The organism is Pseudomonas sp. 2(2015) (assembly GCF_000955865.1).
Lineage (GTDB): Bacteria > Pseudomonadota > Gammaproteobacteria > Pseudomonadales > Pseudomonadaceae > Aquipseudomonas.
Genome location: NZ_JYOF01000017.1, coordinates 1 through 21,707, shown reverse-complemented (window position 1 = coordinate 21,707; position 21,707 = coordinate 1). Strand labels below are relative to the sequence as shown.

General features: G+C 62.7%; 21 protein-coding genes and 2 tRNA genes. 4 read left to right on the top strand and 19 right to left on the bottom strand.

Annotation, left to right across the window (positions count from 1 at the left end):
* Positions 1 to 4 precede the first annotated feature (4 nt).
* The 5 genes from UB48_RS21575 to rluD form a co-directional block, all read right to left on the bottom strand.
* Positions 5 to 81 (bottom strand) — tRNA-Pro (locus UB48_RS21575).
* A gap of 10 nt (positions 82 to 91) precedes the next feature.
* A tRNA-Asn gene (locus UB48_RS21570) sits at positions 92 to 167 on the bottom strand.
* A 303-nt stretch (positions 168 to 470) separates the two neighbouring features.
* Entirely contained in the window at positions 471 to 3,035 is a 2,565-nt protein-coding gene (gene clpB / locus UB48_RS21565; RefSeq protein WP_045200814.1) for an ATP-dependent chaperone ClpB, read from the bottom strand.
* Between the two features lie 124 nt (positions 3,036 to 3,159).
* On the bottom strand, positions 3,160 to 3,900 hold the full coding sequence (gene pgeF, locus UB48_RS21560; RefSeq protein WP_045200812.1) for a peptidoglycan editing factor PgeF: 741 nt from the start codon (positions 3,898 to 3,900) through the stop codon (positions 3,160 to 3,162).
* Positions 3,897 to 4,859 (bottom strand): 23S rRNA pseudouridine(1911/1915/1917) synthase RluD, encoded by a 963-nt coding sequence (gene rluD / locus UB48_RS21555; RefSeq protein ID WP_038998723.1) that lies wholly within the window; start codon positions 4,857 to 4,859, stop codon positions 3,897 to 3,899. The genes pgeF and rluD overlap by 4 nt, the downstream gene beginning before the upstream one ends.
* Positions 4,860 to 5,009: 150 nt before the next feature.
* On the opposite strand from rluD, the gene UB48_RS21550 reads away from it, so the two are divergent.
* Together UB48_RS21550 and UB48_RS21545 are read left to right on the top strand one after the other, a co-directional pair.
* Complete coding sequence (locus tag UB48_RS21550) at positions 5,010 to 6,032, top strand: outer membrane protein assembly factor BamD (protein ID WP_045200810.1); 1,023 nt, start codon at positions 5,010 to 5,012, stop codon at positions 6,030 to 6,032.
* Positions 6,033 to 6,126: 94 nt separating this feature from the next.
* Positions 6,127 to 6,357, top strand: coding sequence for a PP0621 family protein (locus UB48_RS21545; protein WP_038998721.1), 231 nt, complete (start codon positions 6,127 to 6,129; stop codon positions 6,355 to 6,357).
* Positions 6,358 to 6,459: 102 nt separating this feature from the next.
* Here the strand turns inward: UB48_RS21545 and thiO are convergent, their stop codons facing one another.
* From thiO to UB48_RS21520, 5 genes are read right to left on the bottom strand one after another with little or no spacing between them, the layout of a single operon-like run.
* The gene (thiO, locus tag UB48_RS21540) at positions 6,460 to 7,563 is read right to left on the bottom strand and encodes a glycine oxidase ThiO (RefSeq protein ID WP_045200807.1); all 1,104 of its coding nucleotides are present in this window, start codon (positions 7,561 to 7,563) and stop codon (positions 6,460 to 6,462) included.
* A 27-nt stretch (positions 7,564 to 7,590) separates the two neighbouring features.
* Entirely contained in the window at positions 7,591 to 7,989 is a 399-nt protein-coding gene (locus tag UB48_RS21535) for a type IV pilin protein (RefSeq protein ID WP_045200838.1), read from the bottom strand.
* Between the two features lie 20 nt (positions 7,990 to 8,009).
* Positions 8,010 to 8,519 (bottom strand): hypothetical protein, encoded by a 510-nt coding sequence (locus UB48_RS21530; RefSeq protein WP_082075493.1) that lies wholly within the window; start codon positions 8,517 to 8,519, stop codon positions 8,010 to 8,012.
* Positions 8,512 to 9,171 (bottom strand): PilW family protein, encoded by a 660-nt coding sequence (locus UB48_RS21525; RefSeq protein ID WP_045200803.1) that lies wholly within the window; start codon positions 9,169 to 9,171, stop codon positions 8,512 to 8,514. The genes UB48_RS21530 and UB48_RS21525 overlap by 8 nt, the downstream gene beginning before the upstream one ends.
* Positions 9,168 to 9,371, bottom strand: coding sequence for a prepilin-type N-terminal cleavage/methylation domain-containing protein (locus UB48_RS21520; RefSeq protein WP_045200800.1), 204 nt, complete (start codon positions 9,369 to 9,371; stop codon positions 9,168 to 9,170). Before UB48_RS21520 ends, UB48_RS21525 begins: the two co-directional genes overlap by 4 nt.
* 142 nt (positions 9,372 to 9,513) lie before the next feature.
* Between UB48_RS21520 and UB48_RS21515 the strand changes: the two genes are divergently transcribed.
* On the top strand, positions 9,514 to 9,990 hold the full coding sequence (locus UB48_RS21515; protein ID WP_275560509.1) for a GspH/FimT family protein: 477 nt from the start codon (positions 9,514 to 9,516) through the stop codon (positions 9,988 to 9,990).
* On the opposite strand, the gene ispH is transcribed toward UB48_RS21515, so the two are convergent.
* The 6 genes from ispH to murJ form a co-directional block, all read right to left on the bottom strand.
* Complete coding sequence (ispH, locus tag UB48_RS21510; protein WP_045200796.1) at positions 9,979 to 10,926, bottom strand: 4-hydroxy-3-methylbut-2-enyl diphosphate reductase; 948 nt, start codon at positions 10,924 to 10,926, stop codon at positions 9,979 to 9,981. The genes UB48_RS21515 and ispH overlap by 12 nt on opposite strands.
* Positions 10,927 to 10,940: 14 nt before the next feature.
* Positions 10,941 to 11,378 (bottom strand): FKBP-type peptidyl-prolyl cis-trans isomerase, encoded by a 438-nt coding sequence (gene fkpB / locus UB48_RS21505; RefSeq protein WP_045200794.1) that lies wholly within the window; start codon positions 11,376 to 11,378, stop codon positions 10,941 to 10,943.
* Entirely contained in the window at positions 11,371 to 11,886 is a 516-nt protein-coding gene (gene lspA, locus UB48_RS21500) for a signal peptidase II (protein ID WP_045200792.1), read from the bottom strand. The genes fkpB and lspA overlap by 8 nt, the downstream gene beginning before the upstream one ends.
* A complete protein-coding gene (gene ileS, locus UB48_RS21495) occupies positions 11,879 to 14,710 on the bottom strand; it encodes an isoleucine--tRNA ligase (protein WP_045200790.1) in 2,832 nt (943 codons plus the stop codon). The genes lspA and ileS overlap by 8 nt, the downstream gene beginning before the upstream one ends.
* Positions 14,707 to 15,657: a bifunctional riboflavin kinase/FAD synthetase gene (gene ribF, locus UB48_RS21490; RefSeq protein ID WP_045200788.1), complete on the bottom strand. Its 951-nt coding sequence runs from the start codon at positions 15,655 to 15,657 to the stop codon at positions 14,707 to 14,709. The genes ileS and ribF overlap by 4 nt, the downstream gene beginning before the upstream one ends.
* Before the next feature lie 118 nt (positions 15,658 to 15,775).
* On the bottom strand, positions 15,776 to 17,314 hold the full coding sequence (gene murJ, locus UB48_RS21485; RefSeq protein ID WP_045200785.1) for a murein biosynthesis integral membrane protein MurJ: 1,539 nt from the start codon (positions 17,312 to 17,314) through the stop codon (positions 15,776 to 15,778).
* Positions 17,315 to 17,565: 251 nt separating this feature from the next.
* Here murJ and rpsT point away from each other — a divergent pair, with 251 nt between their 5' ends.
* Complete coding sequence (gene rpsT / locus UB48_RS21480; RefSeq protein WP_010220592.1) at positions 17,566 to 17,844, top strand: 30S ribosomal protein S20; 279 nt, start codon at positions 17,566 to 17,568, stop codon at positions 17,842 to 17,844.
* Between the two features lie 140 nt (positions 17,845 to 17,984).
* Here rpsT and UB48_RS21475 read toward each other — a convergent pair whose 3' ends face one another.
* From UB48_RS21475 to UB48_RS21465, 3 genes are read right to left on the bottom strand one after another with little or no spacing between them, the layout of a single operon-like run.
* Positions 17,985 to 20,285, bottom strand: a complete 2,301-nt coding sequence (locus UB48_RS21475; RefSeq protein WP_045200782.1) for a PqiB family protein — start codon at positions 20,283 to 20,285, stop codon at positions 17,985 to 17,987.
* Entirely contained in the window at positions 20,278 to 20,901 is a 624-nt protein-coding gene (locus UB48_RS21470; RefSeq protein WP_010220589.1) for a paraquat-inducible protein A, read from the bottom strand. The genes UB48_RS21475 and UB48_RS21470 overlap by 8 nt, the downstream gene beginning before the upstream one ends.
* Positions 20,888 to 21,547, bottom strand: coding sequence for a paraquat-inducible protein A (locus UB48_RS21465; protein WP_045200780.1), 660 nt, complete (start codon positions 21,545 to 21,547; stop codon positions 20,888 to 20,890). Before UB48_RS21465 ends, UB48_RS21470 begins: the two co-directional genes overlap by 14 nt.
* Between the last annotated feature and the right edge of the window lie 160 nt (positions 21,548 to 21,707).

Below are 21,707 nucleotides of genomic sequence, written 5' to 3'. Positions count from 1 at the left end.
AAGATGGTCGGGGTAAGGGGATTCGAACTCCTGACATCCTGCTCCCAAAGCAGGCGCGCTACCGGACTGCGCTATACCCCGGCTTGAAATTTGGCTCCGCGACCAGGACTCGAACCTGGGACCCAATGATTAACAGTCATTTGCTCTACCGACTGAGCTATCGCGGAACTATCAATTTCAATTACAACAGTGCTGCAATTTCGAGTGCTGTATCACTACCGCTTCGAACTCTTCGACCTTGTGCATCGCTGCGTTCATGTCTCTGAGGCGCGCTATTCTACAACTTTCAAAACCCTTGTCAACCCCTAATTTGCATTCAACTTACTGATTTGCAACTTTTTTTCAGATTCCCAATTTTGCCGGGAAGCTGCGGGGCGACATACAGCGGGGCGCACTTTACAAGCACTCGAGAAAAAATGCAAAGAAAAAAGGCCTCGAAATTCGAGGCCTTAGCGTAACCCGCCGAAAACTCAGGCGAAGACGATCTCTTCGCCCTCGACCTTCGCCGTGATAGCGCTGCCAGGCAGGAACTGGCCCGACAGAATCAGCTGCGCCAACGGGTTCTCGATCCAGCGCTGGATCGCCCGTTTCAGCGGCCGTGCGCCATAGACCGGGTCGTAACCGACGGCGATCAGTTTATCCAGCGCCTCGGGGCTCAGCTCAAGGCTCAGCTCACGTTCGGCCAGACGGCTGCGCAGGCGGCCGAGCTGTATCTGGGTGATGCCAGCAATCTGCTCGCGACCCAGCGGTTCGAACACCACCACTTCGTCGATCCGGTTGATGAACTCCGGCCGGAAGTGCGAACCCACGGCATCCATCACCGCCGCACGCTGCGCTTCACGATCACCCACCAGCTCCTGGATCTGCGAAGAGCCCAGGTTGGAGGTCATGACGATCACGGTATTACGGAAATCCACCGTCCGTCCGTGGCTGTCAGTCAGGCGACCGTCTTCCAGCACCTGCAGCAACACGTTGAACACATCCGGGTGGGCCTTCTCGACCTCGTCCAGCAGCACCACCGCATAAGGTTTGCGCCGCACGGCTTCGGTCAGGTAGCCGCCCTCTTCATACCCTACGTAGCCTGGTGGAGCACCGATCAGGCGAGCCACGGAGTGTTTCTCCATGAACTCGGACATGTCGATGCGCACCATGGCCTCTTCAGTGTCGAAGAGAAATTCCGCCAGCGCCTTGCACAGCTCGGTTTTACCGACACCGGTCGGGCCGAGGAACAGGAACGAGCCGCTCGGACGGTTCGGGTCCGAAAGGCCGGCACGCGAACGGCGTACGGCGTTGGACACGGCCACCACGGCTTCTTCCTGGCCGATCACCCGCTCGTGCAGCAGGCTTTCCATCTTCAGCAGTTTTTCCCGCTCGCCTTCGAGCATCTTCGACACCGGGATGCCGGTCCACTTCGACACGACTTCGGCGATCTCTTCTTCAGTCACCTTGTTACGCAGCAGCTGGTTTTCCGCCTTGCCGTGCTGGTCGACCATCTGCAGGCTGCGCTCCAGGTCCGGGATCACCCCGTACTGCAGCTCGGCCATGCGGCTGAGGTCGCCCTTGCGCCGGGCCGCTTCGAGCTCCTGACGCGATTGCTCGATTTTCTGCTGGATCTGCGCCGAGCCCTGTACTTCGGCTTTTTCCGAGGTCCAGATCTCTTCCAGGTCAGCGTACTCGCGCTCCAGCCGGGCGATCTCTTCGGTGAGTTTCTCCAGGCGTTTGAGCGCGGCCTCGTCGTCCTCTTTCTTCAGCGCCTGGGACTCAACCTTCAGTTGAATCAGGCGGCGCTCCAGGCGGTCGAGCACTTCCGGCTTGGAGTCGATCTCCATGCGGATGCGGCTGGCCGCTTCGTCGATCAAGTCGATGGCCTTGTCCGGCAGCTGCCGGTCAGTGATGTAGCGATGGCTGAGCTTGGCCGCGGCGATGATCGCGCCGTCGGTGATCGCCACCTTGTGGTGCACCTCGTAACGCTCTTTGAGGCCACGCAGGATGGCGATGGTGTCTTCTTCGCTCGGCTCTTCTACCAGCACCTTCTGGAAACGCCGCTCAAGCGCTGCGTCCTTTTCAATGTACTGGCGGTACTCGTTCAGCGTAGTGGCGCCGACGCAGTGCAGTTCACCACGGGCCAGGGCCGGCTTGAGCATGTTGCCGGCGTCCATCGAGCCTTCGCCTTTACCGGCACCGACCATCGTGTGCAGCTCGTCGATGAACAGGATGATCTGCCCTTCCTGCTTGGACAGCTCGTTGAGCAAGCCTTTGAGGCGCTCTTCGAACTCACCGCGAAACTTGGCACCGGCGATCAGCGCGCCCATGTCCAGCGACAGCAGGCGCTTGCCTTTAAGGCCGTCCGGCACTTCACCATTAATGATGCGCTGGGCCAGGCCTTCGGCGATGGCGGTCTTGCCGACGCCAGGCTCACCGATCAGCACCGGGTTGTTCTTGGTCCGGCGTTGCAGCACCTGGATGGTCCGGCGGATTTCATCGTCACGGCCGATCACCGGGTCAAGCTTGCCGTCTTCGGCGCGCTTGGTCAGGTCGACGGTGTATTTGTCCAGGGCCTGGCGCGACTCTTCGGCGTTGGGGTCATTGACCGCCTCGCCGCCGCGCAGGTTGCTGATGGCATTTTCCAGGGCCTTTTTGCTCACGCCCTGGCTGAGCAGCAACTTGCCAAGCTTGCTGTTCTCGTCCATGGCCGCCAGCAGCACAAGCTCGCTGGAGATGAACTGGTCGCCCTTCTGCTGGGCCAGGCGGTCGGCCTGGTTGAGCAGACGCGCCAGGTCCTGGGACATGTTGACGTCGCCGGTCGGGTTCTGGATTTTCGGCAGCTGGTCGAGCTCTTTGCTCAACGCCTTGCGCAGGCTGTTGACGTCAAAGCCGACCTGCATCAGCAACGGCTTAATCGAACCGCCCTGCTGATCGATCAGGGCCTGCACCAGGTGCGCAGGCTCGATGGCCGGATGGTCCATACCCACGGCCAGGGATTGGGAATCGGATAATGCTAATTGCAGCTTGCTGGTCAAACGGTCTATTCGCATGGGTTACCTTCCTTTATGGGCAGGTCGGAGCGATGGACACACCTGATGAAGAAAAACCTGCCAGAGATACCACTGTAGATAAGGGTGATTCTGGAAGATTCAAGCTAGGCGGGCTTGATCCAGGTCAGCGCGCTGCCAGCCAGACCAGCGAAGCGAAGCGGCCACCCTGCGGGGTGCGCCGATAAGAATAGAAGCGCGGGTCGCTGACGGTGCACAAGCCACCACCATAGACGGCATTGACGCCGCGCGCTGCAAGGCGAAGGCGGGCCAGCTGGTAGATGTCGGCCATCAGCTTGCCGGGCTGGGCACCGGGCACGAAGGCCTGGGCAGTTTCCGGATGAACGGTCGTGAACGCATCACGAACCTCAAGGCCGACTTCAAAGGCTTGCGGGCCAATCGCCGGGCCCAGCCACACCAGCACCTCTTCGGGCGGCAGTGCCAAGCGCTTCAGGGTCGCCTCCAGCACACCGTTGGCCAGCCCGCGCCAGCCCGCGTGGGCGGCGGCTACGCGGGTGCCGGCGCGGTCGCAGAACAGCACCGGCAAGCAGTCGGCGGTCATGACCGTGCAGGCAATGCCGGGGGTATCGCTGTAGCTGGCATCAGCCTCGGCAATAACGCCAGGGTCGGCATCGGCTACAACTACGCCATGCACCTGCTTGAGCCAGGCCGGCTGGATGCCGAACTCGGCGGTCAGGCGCCGGCGGTTCTCGGCCACCGCTGCTGGCGCATCGCCAACATGATCACCGAGGTTGAAACTTTCATAGGGCGGCAGGCTGACCCCGCCGCTGCGCGTAGTGACGCAGGCGCGCACCCCGGCTGGCGCAGGCCAGTCCGGGAACAGCAGCGCTTGCGTCAGCTCGCTCATCCGACGAACGCCTCGCGGTCCTGCTTGAGCAGCGACAGCAGCCAGACGAAGTCGTCCGGCAGCGCCGATTCCCAACCCATGCGCTCGCCGGTCACCGGGTGGTCGAGCTCCAGGAAGCGTGCATGCAGGGCCTGGCGCGGGAAGGTCTTGAGCGCGTCGACCATGGTCAGGCTGGCCGCTGGCGGAATGCGGAAGCGCCCGCCGTAGACCGGGTCGCCGACCAACGGGAAGTTGACGTGGGCCATGTGCACGCGAATCTGGTGGGTACGCCCGGTTTCGAGCTTGACCCGCACGTGGGTGTGCGAGCGGAAGCGCTCCAGTACGCGATAGTGGCTGACCGCAGGCTTGCCGCCTTCGGTGACCGCCATGCGCTGGCGCTGACCGCCGTGGCGACCGATCGGCGCGTTGATCTTGCCGCCGGCCGTGACCACACCGATCACGATGCATTCATAGATGCGGCTGACGCTGCGGCTTTGCAACTGGGCAACCAGCTGGGTCTGCGCCTGGATGGTCTTGGCCACCACCATCAGACCGGTGGTGTCCTTGTCCAGGCGGTGGACGATACCGGCGCGCGGCACGTTGATGATGTCCGGCACGTGGTGCAGCAGGGCATTGAGCAGGGTGCCATCGGCGTGGCCCGCAGCCGGGTGGACCACAAGCCCGGCAGGCTTGTTGATCACCAGAATGTGGTCGTCTTCATAGACGATATCCAGCTCGATGTCCTGGGCCACCCACTCGCCCTGGGCTTCCTGCTCGGCATCGAGCGCCAGCAGCGCACCGCCGTGGACGATATCGCGCGGACGCAGGACAGCGCCATCGACCGTCAGGCGCCCCTCCTTGATCCAGGTGGACAGGCGCGAGCGCGAGTGCTCAGCGAACAATTGGGCGGCGACTTGGTCGAGGCGTTGCCCGCCCAATTCGGACGGCACCTCTGCGCGAAGTTGAATGATCTCGGACATGCTCGAATCAGCGGGCGGCACAGCCTTTGGTTTCGACTGCGCGCTTGTGGTTAAATACGACGTCTTTTGCCCCGAGGGTTGCATCGGGGTGCTCATCATAACAGGACGGCCACGCCCAAGACAGCGGCCGTCATAGGGACGCAAGCCGCCATGCAAGTGAAACACCTGCTGCTGATCGCCATCCTCGGACTGACCGCTGCTTGTTCTTCGAAGGAAGTCGTCGACGAAAACCTGAGCGAAGCCGAGCTGTACCAGCAGGCGCAGGCCGACCTGGACAACCACAGCTATACCAGCGCCACAAGCAAGCTGAAGGCTCTGGAATCGCGCTATCCGTTCGGCCGCTACGCCGACCAGGCCCAGCTCGAGCTGATCTACGCGAACTATAAAAACGCCGAACCGGAGGCTGCCAAGTCTGCCGCCGAGCGCTTCATTCGCTTGCATCCGCAGCATCCGAACGTCGACTACGCCTACTACCTCAAGGGTCTGACCTCGTTCGACCAGGACCGCGGCCTGCTGGCGCGCTTCCTGCCGCTGGACATGACCAAGCGTGACCCGGGCGCTGCCCGCGACTCGTACAACGAATTCGCCCAGCTGACCAGCCGCTTCCCCAACAGCCGCTATTCGCCTGACGCCAAGCAGCGCATGATCTACCTGCGCAACCTGCTGGCTTCCTACGAAATCCACGTGGCCGACTACTACCTGACCCGTCAGGCCTATGTCGCTGCCGCCAACCGTGGCCGCTATGTAGTAGAGAACTTCCAGGAAACCCCATCGGTCGGCGACGGCCTGGCGGTGATGACCGAAGCCTACATGCGTCTGCACCTGGACGAACTGGCGGCCACCAGCCTGGAAACCCTCAAGCTCAACTACCCGGACCACCCGAGCCTGGTCGATGGCCAGTTCGTGCCGCAGCAGAACGAAGCCGACAACCGCTCGTGGCTGTCCAAGGCCACCCTGGGCCTGATCAATACCGCCCCGCCGCTGCCGCCGGGTGAAACCCGTGCCAACCAGGACGTGGTGAAGCAGTACCAGGACGCCAAGGACGCGATCCCGCAAGAGCTGCTGCCTAAAGATGCCAACGGTGACGTCATCGAAGAAGAAAACCACGAAGCGGAAGGTAACAACGAAGACCGCTCCTGGTTCAGCTACATGACCTTCGGTGTGTTCGACTGAGCCATCGTGTAAAAGATAAAGGGAGGCCAAGGCCTTCCTTTTTTTCATGCCCGAGCCCTAGACTGAAGGCTCTTCACTGACAAAGCTGGACACCATGGTTCGCCTACTTTTCTGGATTGCCCTGATTGCTGCTGCCTTCTGGCTGTGGCGCAAGTTCAAGGCCAGCAATGCTGCTGGGCAAAACAACAGCCTCGAAGACCCGCTGAAGATGGTCCGCTGCGCCCATTGCGGCGTGCATTTGCCCAGTGACCGGGCGCTGCATCGCGGGGCGCAGTGGTATTGCAGTCAGGCGCATCTGGAGCAGGGGCCTGGGGCGCAGCGCTGATTGTGCGGCGCGGCCATCGCTGGCAAGCCAGCTCCCACAGGCACAGCAGGGCTCTGAAGATATCTGCTTTCCTGTGGGAGCTGGCTTGCCAGCGATAGGGCCCTAAAGGGCAGCCACCCGCCCAGCCGGCGCATACGGCGCCGGATCAATGATTGGCTCACGCCCCAGCAACAAATCCGCAAACAACTGGCAGGACGCCGGCGCCAGCACCAGGCCATTGCGGTAATGCCCGCAGTTCAGCCACAGCCCGGCATAGCCCGGCACCTCGCCGATGTACGGAATGCCCTCAGGCGAACCCGGCCGCAGCCCCGCCCAATGGGCCACCGGGGTGGCGTCGGCCAGCGCCGGCAGCAGCTCCACCGCCGATGCCTTGAGGCTTTCCAACGCTTCGTCGGTCGGGGTCTTGTCGTAACCGGCATGCTCCAGGGTACTGCCCACCAGAATATGCCCGTCGCGCCGCGGGATCGCATAACGCCCCTTGGCCAGCACCATGCTCGGCAAAAAGTCTTCGGCGCACTTGTACAGGATCATCTGCCCTTTCACCGGCTCCACCGGCAGCTCCAGGCCCAATGGCCGCAGTAAGTCGCCGCTCCAGGCGCCAGCCGTCAGCACCACGCGATCGGCCGGAATCGGCCCGGTTGCAGTCTCGACCCCGGTGATGTGCTCGCCCTCACGGCTGAAGCCGGTGATTTCGCACTGCTCGCGAATGCTCACGTTCGGCAGCGCCAGCAAGGCGGCCTTGAGTGATTTGACCAGGCGTGGGTTACGCACGTTGGCAACCCCGGCCATGTAGATGGCGCGGCGGAAACCGCCACCCAGCACCGGCACCGCGTCATAGGCCGCCGAGATATCCACAGCACTTAGCGGCCGTCCTTCGCGCTTGGCCCAGGCCAGGGCTTCGGCTTCGTCGTCGAGGTCCAGCCAGTACAGGCCGGTGGTGTGCACTTCAGGGTCAACCCCGGTGCTGGCGAACAGGCGCTCGCCCAGCTGTGGATAAAAATCCTGCGACCAATGCGCCAGGGCCGTTACCGCCGGGCTATAGCGCCACGGGTACAGCGGCGAGACGATGCCGCCGCCAGCCCAGGAAGACTCCTGGCCGAGCGCGCCACGGTCACACAGCACCACCTGCTCGACCTCGGCCGCCAGGTTGAACGCTGTCAGCAGGCCGATTACCCCGCCACCGACAATCACTACTTGCTTGGTCATGTATTGATCCAACGTCTGAAGTAAACCTCAGCCACCCCAACAGCCGCGGCCGCCATCAACGGCGCCGGGATTGCGGCGCACACCGGCCTGGTCGAGTTCGAAATCGGCGCAGCGGTCACTGTTCATCAAACCACCGCCAATGCGCCGGGCGGTAAGGGTGAATGACGTCGAATGACGAACGGCCTGCAGCCGGTAGTGCTCGGTCCCGGGCGCCAATGGGGTGACCAGGGCTTCGCTGTCGGCGTACTGGCCGCTGCGGGCATAGTGACGTTCGAGCAGTTGCGCGCTTTCGAACAGCAACCCGGCGATTTCCGTGCGTGCGGCCTTGCGGACCTGTTCGCTGTAGCTGGGATAGGCAATGCCCGCCAGAATGCCGACCACGGCGACGACAAGCAACAGTTCAATCAGGCTCAAACCTTTCTGCAGGGTGGACATAAGTCGAACTCCTAGTGAAGCTGGCGCCAGAGAATGCGCCTGGGTGGCTGGGCGCCCTCTTCTACAGCCTGTGCATAAACGCTTTCGAGCACGCTGCGCCCTGCCCCGGCGTGGCTGACGGCGGTGATCCGGTACAAGGTAACGGACAGGTTGGCGGGCCAGTGCGCGGCGTGGGTACTCTGGCCAAGGTTCTGTACCAGGTGGAAGCCGCTGGCGCCGCCTTGCCAGCTCAGGCCGGAGGTCGGCCCTTCGCCGCGGTAGACGCCAGGCGCCCGCACCCGTGCAGCTTCCGGCGGCGGTAAACAGTACGAGCATGGCAGCACGCCGACGACGGTCGACTCTCCCAGCAGCAAGGCCTGCTCCGCCTGCTCGAGGCCGTGCAAGGCTGCTTGCAGGTTGCCGGCCATGCGCCCCTGCAAGGTGGCGCTGACCATCGCCGAGACGCCGAGCAAAGCCAACAGCCCCAGCAGCACCAGGCTTACCAGCAGGACCACCCCACCCTGGCTGCCGGGCCTAGCCATTGCGCAGGGCCACTGTCAGTTGATACTGCTGCGGCCTTACCCGCGCCAGCGGATCAAGCAAGGTCATGCTCAGGCGTAGCCCGGCAATTACGTTGGCATCTCGCCTGATGATGTCGACGCGCAGTTCACCAAGGTTGTCGATCAGCGGCGCATAGCTGGCGCCGCTGCCGAGCATCAGGCTGGTGCCATCAACGCGATAGGTCTGGCGTCGTATCGGTATCGCGAAGTGCCCGGCCGGCGCCGCCTGGACATCGGGATAGACCCGCGCCTGGCTTATGCAATCGGTGACCAGCGTCCAGTTCGGCCGCCCACCGGCGCCAGCGACTTCGGCGCTGATCAGGCTCAATTGCTGCAATTGGCCGTCCGCTGCGCGGATTACCTCCAGCGGTTGGGCAAACGCCTGTGCCGAGGACGGGTTCACATGGCTGATTGCATCCGCACGCAAGCAGCCGAACATGCCGCTCATGCGAATATCCTGGGCCATGCGCTGCAACGCCAGGCGCGCGTCTTCCTGAAGTTGTGCGGCGATACCCTGAGCCTGCCAGTTCGAAGTGGCCGCCAGAAACAGACGGCTGACACCGAGCAGCAGCACCAAGCCGAGGCTGAGGGCCAGCAACACTTCGACCAGGCCGACGCCGGCTTGCCGGGTCATCGGCCTGGCCCTGCGTTGATGCGCGCTTGTTCGAGCGCGCCATGCTGCAGATACGCCGCCTGAGTACTGTGCAAGGCACTGTCGGTGGCCTGCAGCGCCCGCACTTGCGCAGCCGCTGCAGCAAACACACCCAGCCCCAGCACCAGCATGGCCAGCAGCACCTCGAGCAAGCTCATTCCTTGTTGCCGTCCGCCATCCATGGCGCCATACCTCCTGCGACTTTTCCCCAGCACTTTGCCAACCCGCCCGACTGGACGCTGCGGTGCGCCGGCCTGACTCTATAGAAGCACTTCCAGGGAGGAATGCACGGTGAAGCAACAGGGCGTAACACTGATACAAATGATGTTCGCGCTAGCGCTGGTGGGGATGCTCACGCACATCAGCCTGCCGGCCTACAACACCATGAGCAGCGGGCTACAACAGCACGCCGCCGCCAAGGACCTGGCCCAGGCCCTGCGCACCGCACGCAGCGAGGCCTTGCTGCGCAACCAGGTGGTTCGCCTGCAGGCGCTGGAAGACAACTGGAGTAATGGCTGGCGCATGGTCGTGGAACAGGATGGCCCACTGCTGCTGTACGAACAGCGGCTTGAGCGGGTGAGTATCGTCGGCAATCAGCCGGTGGCCCGGCAAGTGCGCTTCAGCGGGCTGGGGGTACCCTTGCACACGGGGGGAGCGTTTCAGGCCGGGACGCTGTTCATTTGCCAGCGCCCCGATCCTTACAGCCAGTACCGGGTGGTACTGGCGCACACAGGCCGGGTCAGCCTGCGTGAGGAGCCCGGCGAGCAGCCGCTGTGCGCGGCGGGCGGGTCAGATCAGTGAGCGTACGCGCAGCTCTTTGGGCATCGAGAAGGTGATGTTCTCTTCGCGGCCATCAAGCTCTTCGGCACCCGTGGCACCCCAGGCGCGCAGTTGCTCGATCACGCCACGCACCAGCACCTCGGGGGCTGAAGCACCGGCGGTGATACCAATGCGCTCAACACCATCGAACCAGCTTTTTTGCAGGTCTTCGGCGCCGTCGATCAGGTAGGCCGGGGTCGACATGCGCTCGGCCAGCTCACGCAGGCGGTTGGAGTTGGAGCTGTTCGGGCTGCCGACCACCAGGACCACGTCGCATTCGTTGGCCAGCTGCTTGACCGCATCCTGGCGGTTCTGGGTGGCGTAGCAGATGTCGTCCTTGCGCGGCCCGCCGATATTCGGGAAGCGCGCGCGCAGGGCATCGATCACCCGGCTGGTGTCGTCCATCGACAGCGTGGTCTGGGTGACGAAGGCCAGTTTGTCCGGGTCGTTGACCTGCAGGCTGGCAACATCCTCCTCGTCTTCGACCAGGTAGATGGCGCCACCGTTGCTGGTGTCGTACTGGCCCATGGTGCCTTCGACTTCCGGGTGGCCTTCGTGGCCGATCAGGATGCACTCGCGGCCGTCACGGCTGTAGCGCGCCACCTCGATATGCACCTTGGTGACCAGTGGGCAGGTCGCGTCGAATACCTTCAGGCCGCGCCCCGCCGCTTCCTGGCGCACGGCCTGGGAAACACCGTGGGCGCTGAAGATGACGATGACGTCGTCCGGCACCTGGTCGAGTTCTTCGACAAAAATCGCCCCGCGCGCGCGCAGGTCTTCGACCACGAACTTGTTGTGCACCACTTCGTGACGCACATAGATCGGCGGGCCAAACACTTCGAGGGCACGATTGACGATCTCGATCGCCCGGTCCACACCGGCACAGAAGCCACGGGGGTTGGCGAGTTTGATTTGCATGGCAGGCTCCAGGCTCACAGGGCCTTGACCGCGAGGATTTCCACCTCGAAGTTCAGGGTCTTGCCGGCCAGTGGATGGTTGAAGTCGATGGTCACCTGGGCATCATCGAAGGCTTTCACCACACCGGGCAATTCGGCGTTGGCGGCGTCGTTGAAGATCACCAGCAGGCCCTCGGACAACTCCATGTCCTGGAACTGCGAACGCGGCATGACCTGCACGTTCTGTGGGTTTGGCTGGCCGAAGGCGTTTTCCGGGTTGACGGTCACGGTGCGCTTGTCGCCGCTCTTGAAGCCGAACAGCGCCGCTTCGAAGCCCGGCAGCAGATTGCCGTCGCCGACCTTGAACACCGCCGGCGCCTTGTCGAAGGTGCTGTCGACGGTGTCACCGTTTTCCAGGTGCAGTGCGAAGTGCAGGGTCACTTCGGTGTTCTGGCCGATACGGGTCTCAGTCATGGACGGGTTCTCCGGACTTTTTGCTCTTGAACATATCCAGCGCCAGCATCACCGCACCCACGGTAATGGCGCTGTCGGCCAGGTTGAAGGCCGGGAAGTACCAGCGGTTCTGCCAGTGCACGAGGATGAAGTCGACTACGTGGCCGAGCACGATGCGGTCGTACAGGTTGCCCAGCGCCCCCCCCAGCACCAGTGCCAGGGCGACGGCCAGCCAGGTCTCGTTGCGCCCCAGGCGCTTGAGCCAGACCACCAGCACGGCACTGACCACTATGGCGATCAGGGCGAACAGCCAGCGCTGCCAGCCGGAGCTGTCAGCCAGGAAGCTGAAGGCGGCACCGGTGTTGTAGGCCAGGGTCCAGCTGAAGTAGTCGGGAATGACCACGATCTGCTGGTACAGGCTCAGCGCGCCCTCGAAGTAGAACTTGCTGGCCTGGTCGAGGACCAGGACCAGCACGCTCAGCCACAGCCAGCTGAGGCGCCCGAAGCGCCCCACACCAGGGTTAGGCATAGTGGCGCACCTCGCCTTTGCCGCCGATGTTGTCGGCGCAACGGGCGCAGATTTCCGGGTGCTCCGGGTTCGCGCCGACGTCCGCGCGGAAGTGCCAGCAACGACCGCACTTGGCGTGGCCGGACTTGACCACTTTCAGCTTCAGGCCCGGGACTTCGGTCTCGACCGCATCGGCTGGCGCCTGGGCGAATGGCGCAACGCTGGCCGCCGAGGTGATCAGCACGAAGCGCAGCTCGTCGCCCAGCTTGTTCAGGTCGGCGCTCAGGGCGTCGTCGGCGAACAGGGTGACTTCGGCTTGCAGGTTGCCACCGATGGCCTTGGCCGCACGCTGGTTTTCCAGTTCTTTGTTGACCGCGGTTTTGGCGGCCATGATGCGTTCCCAGTAGGCGCGACCCAGCTCGAAGCCTTCCGGCAGCTCGCTCAGGCCTTCATACCAGGTGTTGAGCATCACCGACTCGTTGCGTTCGCCCGGCAGGTACTGCCACAGCTCGTCGGCGGTGAACGCCAGGATCGGCGCGATCCAGCGCACCAGCGCTTCGCTGATGTGGTACAGCGCGGTCTGGCAGGAACGACGGGCAACACTGTTGGCGCCAGTGGTGTACTGACGGTCCTTGATGATGTCCAGGTAGAAGCCGCCCAGCTCCTGCACGCAGAAGTTGTGGATCTTCGAGTAGACGTTCCAGAAGCGGTATTCGCCGTAGTGCTCTTCCAGCTCGCGCTGCAGCAGCAGGGTACGGTCGACCGCCCAGCGGTCCAGCGCCAGCATGTCTTCGGCCGGCAACAGGTCGCGGGCCGGGTCGAAGCCGGACAGGTTGGAGAGCAGGAAGCGCGCGGTGTTGCGGATACGCCGGTAGGCGTCGGCGCTGCGCTGCAGGATCTGCTCGGAAACCGCCATCTCGCCGGAGTAGTCGGTGGCCGAAACCCACAGGCGCAGGATGTCGGCACCCAGGGTGTCGTTGACCTTCTGCGGCTCGATGGTGTTACCCAGCGACTTGGACATCTTGCGACCGTTCTCGTCGACGGTGAAGCCGTGCGTCAGCAGCTCGCGGTACGGTGCGTGGTTGTCGATGGCACAACCGGTCAGCAGCGAGGAATGGAACCAGCCGCGGTGCTGGTCGGAACCTTCCAGGTACAGGTCGGCGCGCGGGCCGGTTTCGTGGCCGATGCTGTGCGAGCCACGCAGCACGTGCCAGTGGGTGGTACCGGAGTCGAACCAGACGTCGAGGGTGTCGGCGATCTTGTCGTACTGGCCGGCCTCGTCACCGAGCAGTTCGGCGGCGTCGAGCTTGAACCAGGCTTCGATGCCTTCTTTCTCGACACGCTTGGCCACTTCTTCCATCAGCTCGACGGTGCGCGGGTGCAGCTCGCCGGACTGCTTGTTGAGGAAGAACGGGATCGGTACGCCCCAGTTGCGCTGACGCGAGATGCACCAGTCCGGACGGTTGGCGATCATCGAGTGCAGGCGCGCCTGGCCCCAGGCCGGGACGAACTTGGTCTCTTCGATGGCCTTGACCGCACGCTTGCGCAGGGTGTCGCCGTTGTCGGGCTGCTTGTCCATGCCGACGAACCATTGCGCGGTGGCGCGGTAGATCAACGGAGTCTTGTGGCGCCAGCAGTGCATGTAGCTGTGGCTGATGGTTTCGGTGTGCATCAGCGCACCGACTTCCGAGAGTTTTTCGACGATGGCCGGGTTGGCCTTCCAGATGAACTGGCCGCCGAAGAATTCCAGCGACGGCACGTACACGCCGTTGCTCTGCACCGGGGTGAGGATGTCGTCGTTGACCATGCCGTAGCGTTTGCAGGTGACGAAGTCGTCTTCACCGTAGGCTGGCGCGGAGTGCACCACACCGGTACCGGCGCCCAGCTCGACGTAGTCGGCCAGGTATACCGGCGACAGGCGATCGTAGAACGGGTGACGGAAGTTGATCAGCTCAAGCGCCGAGCCTGGCGCGGTGGCGATCACCGAACCTTCCAGCGAGTAACGCTTCAGGCACGACTCGACCAGCTCTTCAGCCAGCACCAGCAGCTTGTCGCCGGTATCGACCAGGGCGTACTTGAACTCCGGGTGGACGTTCAGCGCCTGGTTGGCCGGGATGGTCCACGGGGTGGTGGTCCAGATCACGATCGAGGCAGGCTTGGCCAGCGAAGCCAGGCCGAACGCGGCGGCCAGCTTGGCCTCATCGACCACCGGGAAGGCGACGTCGATGGTCTGCGATTTTTTATCGGCGTACTCGACCTCGGCTTCGGCCAGGGCCGAACCGCAATCGAAACACCAGTTGACCGGTTTCAGGCCCTTGAACACGAAGCCGTGCTTGACCATTTCGGCCAGCGCGCGGATTTCACCGGCTTCGTTGGCGAAGTTCATGGTCTTGTAGGGGTTTTCCCAGTCGCCCAGCACACCCAGGCGGATGAACTCGGTCTTCTGCCCTTCGATCTGCTCGGCGGCGTAGGCGCGGCACAGCTCGCGGGTCTGGTCGGCGCTCAGGTGCTTGCCGTGGGTCACTTCGACCTTGTGCTCGATCGGCAGGCCATGGCAGTCCCAGCCCGGGACGTACGGGGCGTCGAAACCGGACAGGGTCTTGGAGCGGACAATCATGTCCTTGAGAATCTTGTTCAGCGCATGACCGATGTGGATCTTGCCGTTGGCGTAGGGCGGGCCGTCGTGCAGCACGAACTTCGGACGATCCTTGCCAATTTCGCGCAGCTTCTGGTACAGGCCAATGCTGTCCCAGCGCTGCAGGATCTGCGGTTCGCGCTGTGGCAGGCCGGCCTTCATCGGGAAGGCGGTGTCCGGAAGGTTTAGCGTGGCTTTATAGTCGGTCATTTCAGGCTCTTCGTTAGCGGTTGACCGTGCCAATGGGCACGTGCGGCGGCGATATCCGCATCGATCGCCGACTTCAGCGCCTCCAGGGAGGCGAATCGCTGCTCTTCACGCAGCTTGTGGTGGAATTCCACCGTCAGACGCCGGCCATAGAGATCGCCGGCAAAATCCAGAAGATGTACTTCCAGGTGGGCTTTGCCATCACCTGAAACGGTGGGCCGTACACCAATGTTGGCGACGCCCGGCCAGTTCTTGCCATCGACCTCGACGCTGACCAGGTAAACCCCGGTAAGCGGTACCCGATGGCGCTTGAGCTGGATGTTGGCTGTCGGGGTACCCAGCTGGCGTGCCAGCTTCTGCCCGTGCAGCACGCGCCCGCGGATGCGGAACGGCCGCCCCAGCAAACGCTCGGCCAGGGCGAAATCGGCATTGGCCAGGGCATCGCGCACTTGCGTGCTGCTGACCCGCAGGCCATCGAGTTCGACGGTTTGCGCCGCTTCGACGGTAAAGCCCTGAAGGATACCGGCCTGCTCGAGGAAGTCGAAGTCGCCAACCCGGTCGCAGCCAAAGCGGAAATCGTCGCCCACTTCCAGGTGCTTCACGCCCAGGCCATCGACCAGGATGGTGTCGACGAACTCGGCGGCGCTGAGCTTGCTCAGGCGCTGGTTGAACGCCAGGCACAGCACCCGGTCGACACCGGCGGCGGCCAGCAGGGCGACCTTGTCGCGCAGGCGCGCCAGGCGTGCGGGCGCAGTGTCGGGGGCAAAGTATTCACGCGGCTGTGGCTCGAAAATCACCACGCAGCTGGGCACGCCCAACTCGTCCGCTCGCTCACGCAGGCGCGCCAGGATTGCCTGGTGGCCGCGGTGAACACCGTCGAAGTTGCCAATAGTGGCGACACAGCCCCGGTGCTGGGGGCGCAGGTTGTGGAGGCCTCGAACCAGCTGCATAACGCGCTTCTTGCTCATAAAGTGGTCGATTATAACCACACCCGGGCGCTGACGACAGGCAGCAGCGTCACCCCGTGGCGTGGAATGTGTAAAACCGACGTCTGACCGCCGTTACGCCTTAATGCAACGCCTTGCGGGCGAAGTCACGCGGGCGGAATCCGAACAGCAGCAGACAGCCGAAATAGGTCACGACTCCGGCCAGGATCAGCGCGCCAAGGCGCAGAAAGCGCTCAAGCATCTGCCCTTCGGCCCAGGCCGGCATGTAGTGCATGCCCACCAGCAACACCGCCGACATCAGCAGCACTGCCACCACCAACTTGGCGAGGAACTTGGCCCAGCCCGGTTGTGGCTGGAACAACTGCTGCTGGCGTAGCTTCCAGTACAGCAGGCCGGCGTTCAGGCAGGCGCCGAGGCTGATGGCCAGGGCTAGGCCGGCGTGCTGCAGGTGGCTGATGAAGGCCAGGTTGAACAGCTGGGTGCAGACCAGGGTGAAGATGGCGATCTTCACTGGAGTACGAATGTTCTGCTGGGCGTAGAAGCCAGGGGCCAGGACCTTGACCAGGATAATCGCCAGCAGCCCGAGGGAATAGGCAATCAGCGCACGCTGGGTCATGGCCGCATCGAAGGCGCTGAATTTACCGTATTGGAACAACGCCACGGTCAGCGGCTCGGCCAGGATCGCCATGGCCAGGGTGCAGGGCAGCACCAGCAAAAAGCACAGGCGCAGGCCCCAGTCGAGGATCCGCGAGTATTCGTGCCGGTCGCGGTTGGCGTAGGTCTTGGCCAGGGTGGGCAGCAGGATGGTACCCAGGGCTACACCCAGCACTCCGGAAGGCAGCTCCATCAGGCGGTCGGCGTAGTACATCCACGACACCGAACCTGCGACCAGGAACGAGGCGAAGATGGTGTTGATGATCAGCGAGATCTGGCTTACCGAAACCCCGAGGATCGCCGGCAGCATCTGCTTGAGCACTCGCCATACACCGCTGTCGCGCAGGTTCAGGCGCGGCAGCACGAGCATGCCGATCTTCTTCAGGTGCGGCAGCTGGTACAGAAGCTGCGCCAGGCCGCCAGCCAGCACGCCCCAGGCCAGGGCCATGATCGGCGGGTCGAAATATGGCGTGAGGAACAGGGTAAAGCCGATCATCGCCACGTTGAGCAGGGTCGGCACGAAGGCCGGCACCGAAAAGCGGTTCCAGGTATTGAGGATGGCGCCGGCCAGCGATGACAGCGAGATCAGCAATATATAAGGAAAGGTCACCCGCAGCAGGTCGGTGGTCAGCTGGTATTTTTCTGTGCTGTCGACAAAGCCTGGGGCTGTTACCCACACCACCCAGGGCGCGGCGAGGATACCCAGGGCGGTGACCAGGGCCAGCACCAGGGTCAGCAGGCCACTGACATAGGCGATGAAGGTGCGGGTCGCCTCCTCGCCTTGCTGGGTCTTGTATTCGGCCAGAATCGGCACGAACGCCTGGGAAAACGCGCCTTCGGCAAAGATGCGCCGCAGCAGGTTGGGCAGCTTGAAGGCAATGAAGAAGGCGTCTGTGGCCACGCCGGCACCGAATACCCGCGCCAGGATGGTGTCGCGGACAAAGCCCAGCACCCGCGAGATCATGGTGATGGAACTGACCGCGGCCAGGGATTTAAGAAGATTCATCGAAAGTTTTTCACGCCTGAGGATAAAGGGCTGTGCCGCAACGCGCCCAGTTGTGCGATACTCCGCGCCGCAACGCAAGCAGAGCAAAAGCTCCCGAGTTTACAGGTCGTACCGCAGAAGGGAATCACTCCCTTGTACAGAACGACCACTCAGCGGAACCATGCAAGTGCCCTTGACAACCGATCAACTCATCGGCATGATTCGCGGCCTATTTTGTTTGCTATTTACCAAGTCTTTCGAGGAGCTCGACGGTGGCCAACTCACCTTCCGCCAAAAAACGTGCAAAACAGGCTGAGAAGCGTCGCAGCCACAACGCCAGCCTGCGTTCCATGGTTCGTACCTACATCAAGAATGTAGTTAAAGCCATCGACGCAAAAGACGCCGAAAAAGCGCAAGCTGCTTACACTCTGGCTGTTCCAGTTATCGACCGTATGGCCGATAAAGGTATCATCCACAAGAACAAGGCTGCTCGCCATAAAGGCCGTCTGAATGGCCACATCAAGGCGCTGAAAGAAGCTGCAGCTGCCTAAGCGACATGCTTGTTGAAAAACCGACCCTAGGGTCGGTTTTTTATTGCCTGTGATTTGTGTTGCGGGCAGAAAAGCATCGCGGGTCAAGCCCGCTCCTACAAGTTTGTGTAGGAGCGGGCTTGACCCGCGATGGCTAGCGACTACTTACCAATCTGAATCTTCGGTGCCCACTGCAGCCATTCATCCTCGGCCTTGTCGAACAGGGCGAAGGTCTGCTGCGGCCGCGCCGGATTGCCCATCCTCTCGCCGTCTGGCGTGGCGAAGGCGATGCCGCCTTCTATCAGGGTCTCCAGCGACTCGGTACGCACCGTCGCGCCCTTGAACAGGCCGATATCGAAGCCGAAGCCGCTGCTGTTCCAGAAACGGCTACCGCCACGCACCAGCGCTGCATACTTGGGCTCGATCAGAATATGGATCAGTACCCGGTCGGCGGTCTGGCCCAATTCAAATCCGGTGACCTTGCCGACCGGAATCTCGCGGTAGGTAACCGGTACGCCCGGCTTGATCGAACCCCGCCGCGCAGCACTGAGCACCAGTGACAACCCGGCTTCACGCTCGGAGAAATCCGGCGCCTGGGGCAAGGCATTGAAGTTGAGCTGCGGCCCCGTGCTTCTGACTGCCGGCTGCACTTCCAGGTACTGGCCGGTGACCAGGGTTTCCAGGTTGGCGGTCTTGACGATGCCCAGGGCCGGCTTGACCACCCAGAACTGCGTACCTTCGCGGGCGATACGCTCCGGCACTTCGGTGATCCGCGCCTTGAGTAGCACCGCCTGCAAATCATTGGTCAGGTCGACCTGTTCGACTTTGCCGACATCCAGGCCCTTGAAGCGAACCGGCGTGCCAACCTTGAGGCCGTCTGCGCGATCGACGCGGATGGTCACCGTGGTACCGCTGCGGTTGGCCGCTTCCTGGCTTTCATTGAGGCGGAAGAACGGAATGCGGCGCTTGAGCTTCACATTCGGGATCGGTGTGTCGAAGGCGATACCGCCAGCCATCAGGCTCTGCAGCGATTCACTCTTGATCTGGATGCCCGACAGACCGCCGCTCAAGGTAATGCCGCTGGCATTCCAGAAGCGCGTCGAACCGTTGACCAGGCCGGCGTACTCTTTCTCGATATGCACACCGATCAGCAGGCGCTTGCTCTTCTTCGAGAACTGGTAGCTCTGCACCGTACCGACCTTGACCTGGCGGTAGAGGATCGGGCTGCCGACTTCCAGCGAGCCAAGGTTGTCGCTGTACAGCACCAGGTGCAGGCCGGGCGCCTTGAGGTCCAGCGGCGGTGCCTTGGCTCGCGCCTCGAACTCGCGCTGCGGCGTCGCGCCCTTGTCGCCCGGGCGGATGGCAATGTAGTTACCCTTGACCAGCGCTTCCAGGCCGGTAATACCGGCGAGGGAGATCGATGGCTTGACCACCCAGAACTGCGTACCATCGACCAGGTAGTCTTCGGCCAGCGGATCGAGGGTCAGCTCGGCCATGGCACTGGCCAGGTCGGGATCGACCTTGAGGGTCTTCAGCGAGCCGACCTGGATGCCTTTGTACATCACCGGGGTACGCCCGGCCTGCAGGCCCTCGAAGTCGCTCAACTTGACCTTGACGCGAATCCCGGCCTGGGCCGCATCAAAGTCTTCGTACAAGCGAAACGGCAGGTTCGGATCGGTGGGCGGGCTGTCCTTGCGGTGCTCGGGGGTGGCGAAGGCAATACCGCCGGCGACGATGCTGGCCAGCGACTCGCTGCGTACCTTCACCCCGGAGAGGTTGGCGTCGATGCTGATGCCGCTGGCATTCCAGAAGCGCGTGTGTTTGCGCACCAGGTCGGCGTAGGCCGGCTCGATGAACACCTTGATCTCGACCGTGCCCTGGTCTTCGGCGAGGCGATAGCTCTTCACCCGGCCAACCTGGATCTGCTTGTAGAACACCGGGCTGTCGCGGTTGAGCGAACCCAGGCGGTCGGCCTTGAGGGTCAGGTGCAGGCCCGGCTCACTGTCGGACAACGGCGGCGCTTCATCCAGTGCCTTGAAGCGCTTGGTCGGCTCGCCCTGCCCCGGGCTGACGGCAATGTAGTTGCCCGATACCAGGGTTTCCAGGCCAGTGATCCCGGCCAGGCTGACGCTCGGTTTGACCAGCCAGAAGCGCGTACCGGTGTTCAGGTGCGGCTCGGCCTCCTTGTTCATTTCGATGGTGGCGATGACCCCGGTATTGCTGCCCTTGGCATCCAGCACCAGCTCTTTCACCTTACCGACCGACATGCCCTTGAAGACCACTTCGGTCTTGTTGGCGACGATACCTTCACCGCTCTCAAAGCGGACCTGGATGTTCACACCTGACTCGCGATAGGCCTGCCAGCCAAGCCAGCCACCAATCACCAGGGCGATCAGGGGCAATATCCATATGGCCGACCAGTTCGAAGCTGGGCGGGTTTTAGCCGTAGGCAAATCACTCATGGTCGTCATCCGACTCCGTGTTATCCCAAATCAGTCGGGGATCGAAGGTTACTGCAGCGAGCATCGTCAGAATCACCACACTGGCGAAGGCGACGGCGCCCAGATTGGCTTCGACACTGGCGATCCTGCCGAAATTCACCACCGCCACCAGAATGGCGATCACGAAAATATCCAGCATCGACCAGCGTCCGATGAATTCGATGAAGCGGTACATCAGGATCCGTTGCCGGGCCGACAACGGTTGGTGGCGCTGCACCGAATAGAGCAGCAGGGCAATGCCGACCAGCTTGAAAGTCGGCACCAGAATACTGGCGATGAACACCACTGCGGCGATCGGCAGCATGCCGTGCTTCATCAGGGTGATGACGCCGGACATTATTGTGTCCGGGCTACCCTGCCCCAGAGCGCTGACGGTCATGATCGGCAACACGTTGGCCGGGATGTACAAGATTGCCGAAGTAATCAGCAACGCCCAGGTTCGCACCAGGCTGTTTGGCCGCCGGGCGTGCACCACCGCACCACAGCGGGTGCAGGTTTGCGCGTCACTGTCCGGCTCCTGGCGATTCAGTTCATGGCATTCGCCACAAACCAGAATCCCGGCATCAATCGCACGCATGCAGGTCTTCCCCCGATAAAGCACTCCATATCTGGTGGGGCGACATCACCACCTCCAGCCACACCTGCACCAACAACAAACTGATAAAGCAGGCCAGGCCCAGGCCGAGGCTGAGCTCAGCCAGGTCGACCAGCTTGACCATCGCCACCAGCACGCCCATGAAATAGACCTCGAGCATGCCCCAATCGCGTAGATGGTGATAAATCCGATAAAGCAACAAACCGTAACTGCGACCGACGTTCAGGCGAATGCTCAATAGCACTGCCAGCTGGCACAACAGTTTGAGCAAGGGAATCGCCATGCTGCAGAGAAACACCACCACCGCTACGCCGCGCATACCGGTGTTGTACAGCCCGACCACGCCGCTCCAGACCGTATCGTTGGAGGTTTGCCCCAACAGGTGCAGTTGCATGATCGGCAGGAAGTTGGCCGGTACGTATAGCAGCAAGGCGGCCAGCACCAGGGCCAGGCTGCGCTGGACCACATTGTGTCGATGGGCGTAGAGCTCGTAGCCACAGCGCGGGCAGTGGGCCTTTTCGTCTTGCTTGAGCACAGGCTTGCGCATCAGCAGGTCGCATTCGTGACAGGCCACCAGGTCTTCCAGGGGCAGGTCGGCGAGCTGATGGGGGTCGGCAGGTTCTGACATAGTGAACTTCTGAGTCAACGCGAGGGCGCTATTCTAACCGATAGAGCGGTGGCGTCTGCATCGCCGGCAAGGCCGGCTCCCACAGGGATCGCGACTAGCAGTTAAATCGCCAGAAAGACAAAACCCCTACCTGCATGCGCAGATAGGGGTTTCGGAATTT

Excerpts from the sequence above, each read along its gene's own strand:
- UB48_RS21530 (WP_082075493.1), bottom strand. The coding sequence starts at position 8,519 with ATGGCTAGGCCCGGCAGCCAGGGTGGGGTGGTCCTGCTGGTAAGCCTG.
- rluD (WP_038998723.1), bottom strand. The coding sequence starts at position 4,859 with ATGTCCGAGATCATTCAACTTCGCGCAGAGGTGCCGTCCGAATTGGGC.
- lspA (WP_045200792.1), bottom strand. The coding sequence starts at position 11,886 with ATGCCTAACCCTGGTGTGGGGCGCTTCGGGCGCCTCAGCTGGCTGTGG.
- ileS (WP_045200790.1), bottom strand. The coding sequence starts at position 14,710 with ATGACCGACTATAAAGCCACGCTAAACCTTCCGGACACCGCCTTCCCG.
- UB48_RS21550 (WP_045200810.1), top strand. The coding sequence starts at position 5,010 with ATGCAAGTGAAACACCTGCTGCTGATCGCCATCCTCGGACTGACCGCT.
- clpB (WP_045200814.1), bottom strand. The coding sequence starts at position 3,035 with ATGCGAATAGACCGTTTGACCAGCAAGCTGCAATTAGCATTATCCGAT.
- UB48_RS21520 (WP_045200800.1), bottom strand. The coding sequence starts at position 9,371 with ATGGATGGCGGACGGCAACAAGGAATGAGCTTGCTCGAGGTGCTGCTG.
- UB48_RS21465 (WP_045200780.1), bottom strand. The coding sequence starts at position 21,547 with ATGTCAGAACCTGCCGACCCCCATCAGCTCGCCGACCTGCCCCTGGAA.
- fkpB (WP_045200794.1), bottom strand. The coding sequence starts at position 11,378 with ATGACTGAGACCCGTATCGGCCAGAACACCGAAGTGACCCTGCACTTC.
- murJ (WP_045200785.1), bottom strand. The coding sequence starts at position 17,314 with ATGAATCTTCTTAAATCCCTGGCCGCGGTCAGTTCCATCACCATGATC.
- UB48_RS21515 (WP_275560509.1), top strand. The coding sequence starts at position 9,514 with ATGTTCGCGCTAGCGCTGGTGGGGATGCTCACGCACATCAGCCTGCCG.
- UB48_RS21475 (WP_045200782.1), bottom strand. The coding sequence starts at position 20,285 with ATGAGTGATTTGCCTACGGCTAAAACCCGCCCAGCTTCGAACTGGTCG.
- ribF (WP_045200788.1), bottom strand. The coding sequence starts at position 15,657 with ATGCAGCTGGTTCGAGGCCTCCACAACCTGCGCCCCCAGCACCGGGGC.
- ispH (WP_045200796.1), bottom strand. The coding sequence starts at position 10,926 with ATGCAAATCAAACTCGCCAACCCCCGTGGCTTCTGTGCCGGTGTGGAC.
- UB48_RS21545 (WP_038998721.1), top strand. The coding sequence starts at position 6,127 with ATGGTTCGCCTACTTTTCTGGATTGCCCTGATTGCTGCTGCCTTCTGG.
- UB48_RS21470 (WP_010220589.1), bottom strand. The coding sequence starts at position 20,901 with ATGCGTGCGATTGATGCCGGGATTCTGGTTTGTGGCGAATGCCATGAA.
- thiO (WP_045200807.1), bottom strand. The coding sequence starts at position 7,563 with ATGACCAAGCAAGTAGTGATTGTCGGTGGCGGGGTAATCGGCCTGCTG.
- UB48_RS21525 (WP_045200803.1), bottom strand. The coding sequence starts at position 9,171 with ATGACCCGGCAAGCCGGCGTCGGCCTGGTCGAAGTGTTGCTGGCCCTC.
- pgeF (WP_045200812.1), bottom strand. The coding sequence starts at position 3,900 with ATGAGCGAGCTGACGCAAGCGCTGCTGTTCCCGGACTGGCCTGCGCCA.